This window comes from Lacticaseibacillus suibinensis, assembly GCF_003946175.1.
Taxonomy (GTDB): Bacteria; Bacillota; Bacilli; order Lactobacillales; family Lactobacillaceae; genus Lacticaseibacillus; species Lacticaseibacillus suibinensis.
This window is the reverse complement of record NZ_RHOK01000051.1, coordinates 1-3850: the sequence shown is the minus strand read 5'-3', so window position 1 is coordinate 3850 and position 3850 is coordinate 1. Positions and strand designations below refer to the sequence as shown.

Here is a 3850-nt window from a genome sequence, read left to right as displayed (position 1 = left end):
TGAGTTGTTGGTAATGCTTGTGGGTGTTAGTCTGAGAGTGGGTCATGAAGATTCCTGCTTTCTTGTTTAGCTAGTACTAACAAGAATAGGTCTTCATGGCCTTTTTGGTCTAGTCGTCAGGGTGTTGCACTTGAATTGTAAACTGGGGTACCAAAAATGGCGCGCAAACGCATCAAAAAGCCCGCGCTTGCTCGATTTTTTAGCGGCTGGTACAGAAATGTTGAAAACTTTTTTCATAAATAAGAGTTTGTTGTTATAATTAGTAGGCTTAATAGGTTTTTAGTTTTTGGGGGAAAAGGAGAATAGTTATGCGTGGACGAGAAGATTTCTTCCTGTCGCAGTCGCGAATCGAGGAGCTGAGTTTATTCCGGCGAATCGTGAATGCGCGGGCATCACAAACGCCTGTTGCGGAACGGCTCGCAATTGAGCGCACCGGGGAGCCATTGGTGACAGAGGTCAATTTGAAGCAGATTGCGGCTTTGACCAAACGGAACTATGGCGCTGTTTACAATACTTATAACAGTTTGGTAGCCACTTTGGCCGCGGTTTTGGGCGTTAAAACCAATGCTGTTCGCAAGCTTTTTAATGTGTCTTCCAGCACTTTACGTTGGGCGTTGGTGCGGGAAGGGCACCCATACCATTTTTTAAAGACGCTTTTATACCATGATTATCCTGACTTTGACACGTTTTTGGCCGCTGAGCAGACGTCCAAAGCCACCATGCTGCGGCACTTAAAGCCGCTGCGTGAATTTGCCCGGGAGTTTGGCGTCCGGTTTTACTATGAGACGTTGACGCTGCAAGGCGATGAAAAATGTATCCGGCTGTTTTTAACCACGATTTATTGGATGGCCACTGACGGTTCCGCCTGGCCGTTTGACGATTTGCCGCGGGATATTCTGGGCGAAGTGATTGATGGGTCCGTGAAGCTGTTCGATATTGGCCAGCCGAATTACGTGACTCGCGAAATTCTGATGTACTACATCGCCATTTCGCAGCGGCGGGCGGATGAGGGCCAGCGCGTGCCATACGTGCCAGCGGACACGGTGTTAAAGTATCCGGTGGCCAATATGTTTGACGAACTGAGCGCGCTGAACAGCGACCGGTTCCATTTCCCGGTGCTCAGTACCGACGAGCAAATGGGGGAAAGCACGGCCCTGTACTTTACGTTCCACTTTTTGCCGTTTTACACGTCAACCAGTACGCGACTTCAGGCCAAAACTTTCGATCGGTTCAAACGCTATAATCCCAGCATTTATACTTTAGTGACCGATTTTCTCGAGAAACTGCCAGTCAGCTTCTTGGTGGAAGGTCAGCTGCCCAAAGCGGCCTTCAACATGCTCCGGGCGAATTTGCTGGCGAACACCGTCAGCACGTTGCAGTTCCGCGGCGACCTGTCGCAGACCATTGCTTATGCGATGAATCAGCGGATTGCTCAAATGCCAGATAGCCCGGTGCTGGAGCGTAAGGTGCGGCAGACGTTGGAACATGTGGTGTACACGCGGCACCTGGAAATCTTGGAGCCCGTGATGGATCAACTCGTGCATTCTTACTATACGAATGTGCAGCAGGTGGCGATGCAGTTTGCGCCGCTGGTGAAAGTCAAAGTGGCGCCAGTGATCGAGCAAACGGTCCTAGGTTATATTGATCTGGTGGGCTTTTTGATGGCGCAGCCGTTCGTTGAAGTCTTGTCGCCGGCTGATGATTTGAAAGCGGCAGACTTGATCATTGAAAGTGCTGAACTGCCAGATTCGCACCAGTTCCGGGCCGGCCAGCTGACTTATAAGTGGGCTGCCAGCGTGTCCAACGATTGGTACGGCGAGCTTTATAGTGAACTGCGCCAGCTTTGGGATGAGAAGAGCGCCATCGCCATCAATAGCACAGACTTTGACTACTAGTTGCAGCCAAACGTAAAATGCAGTATTCTTGCCTTAACAAAACAACACGTGATTAGGCGCTTATCCAGAAAGCAACAGAGACGTAGCGGGCGGTGCGAGCTACGAGCTTTCTTATTCCAGCGCGACAGTGGGCGGCGTCGAACCGCACGGCTGCTGGCCGTTATCAGCGAATTAAGGGTGGCCTTCGGGTCAAACTTGGGTGGCACCGCGGAAAAGCCTTTCGTCCCAATGAGATGAAGGGCTTTTTGTGTGCAATCACGTCATAGGAGGATATTATGCTAGATATTAAAGTGATCCGGGACAACCCGGAATGGGCCAAGACCAAGCTCGCCGCCCGCAATGTTAAAGGGGAAGAAATCGATGACCTGCTGGCCGAAGATGTCCAGCGGCGGACTTTGATTGCCAAGACTGAGGAACTCAAGGCTCAGCGCAACAAGGTTTCGGATGAAATCTCACAGAAAAAGCGTAACAAAGAAAATGCTGATGCCGAGATTCAGGCCATGCGTGAAGTTGGTAAGCAGATCGGGGCCTTGGACAAGGAACTGGCCGCGGTCCAAGACAAGATGAACTACACACTGGTGCGTCTGCCTAACTTCCCGGCTGATGATGTGCCAATGTCCCTGAACGAGGACGACTCGCGGGAGGAATACAAAGTCGGCACTATCCGTCAGTTTGACTTCACCCCGAAAGCCCACTTTGAAATCGGCGAAGCGCTCGGCATTTTGGACTTTGAACGGGCGGCGAAAGTCGCCGGCAGCCGTTTTGTTTACTACAAAGGCGCTGGTGCCCGCCTGGAACGCGCGGTTTACAACTTCTTCCTTGATGAACACTACAAGGAAGGCTACGAAGAAATCATTCCGCCATACCTGGTGAACAATGACTCGATGTTCGGCACGGGCCAATTTCCTAAGTTTGGCCAGGATGTCTACACCATCATGAATGAAGAAGATCCGCTGACACTGATTCCGACAGCGGAAGTGCCTTTGGTTAACTACTATCGCAGCGAAATCATCGACGCGGAAAAGTTGCCCATTTCTGTTACCGCATTGACCCCAGCTTTCCGCTCTGAAGCCGGGAGTGCCGGGCGGGATACCCGCGGCTTGATTCGGATGCACCAGTTCAACAAAGTCGAAATGGTGAAGTTCTGCAAGCCAGAAGATTCCTGGGATGAATTGAAAAAGCTGATTCACGATGCTGGCGATTTGCTGGAGAAACTCGGCCTGCCTTACCATGTCATTACGCTCGCCTCTAATGACGCCAGTTTCACCTCGGCCAAGACCAATGACCTAGAAGTCTGGCTGCCAGCTCAGGATCGGTACCGTGAAATCTCCAGCTGCTCGAACTGCACGGACTTCCAAGCACGCCGCGCTCAGATCCGTTACCGCGATGAGAACGGCAAACCGCAGTATGTCCACACCTTGAATGGCTCCGGCCTCGCTGTTGGTCGGACGGTCGCTGCAATTTTGGAAAATTATCAAAATGCCGATGGCTCAGTGACCATTCCTGATGTCTTGGTCCCATACATGGCGGGTCAAACCGTTATTACCGGTGAATAAAGCCATGAGTTTCACAACAGCCTCGAGTTGGAGGCTGTTTTTTTATGCCCAGCTGTAAGCGTTGCTAAAGTTTGTGAAATTTCTAAATGCCGGTGATTGTTTTGTGGTTTTGGCAAAAAAGTGTTGACGGTCCTTGGGGGAGTTGGTATTATTGTCAACGTTGTGAAACGCCGAGACACGCCGGTTACGCGGCATGTTTGAAAAATAGTGTTGACAACCATATGTTCAATTGCTAGACTGTTAAAGTTGTCTTTTGGACAAGGTAGTCCTTTGAAAACTGAACAAAGTTTCGTAAATGTGATAGGGCTTTTCGATGTAAATCGAAGAGAATTAAACATGAGCGAAGTCAATTCGCAAACAACAAATCGAGCTATTCAAATAACTCATTATATGAGAGTT

2 protein-coding genes are annotated in these 3850 nt (G+C 50.1%); both read left to right on the top strand.

The genetic code is table 11. From position 1 onward, the window contains the following. Window positions 1-308: 308 nt before the first annotated feature. Entirely contained in the window at window positions 309-1895 is a 1587-nt protein-coding gene (locus EKM90_RS12620; protein ID WP_125583152.1) for a helix-turn-helix domain-containing protein, read from the top strand. Window positions 1896-2170: 275 nt separating this feature from the next. Continuing rightward, on the top strand, window positions 2171-3451 hold the full coding sequence (serS, locus tag EKM90_RS12615) for a serine--tRNA ligase (protein WP_125583151.1): 1281 nt from the start codon (window positions 2171-2173) through the stop codon (window positions 3449-3451). Window positions 3452-3850: the final 399 nt, after the last annotated feature.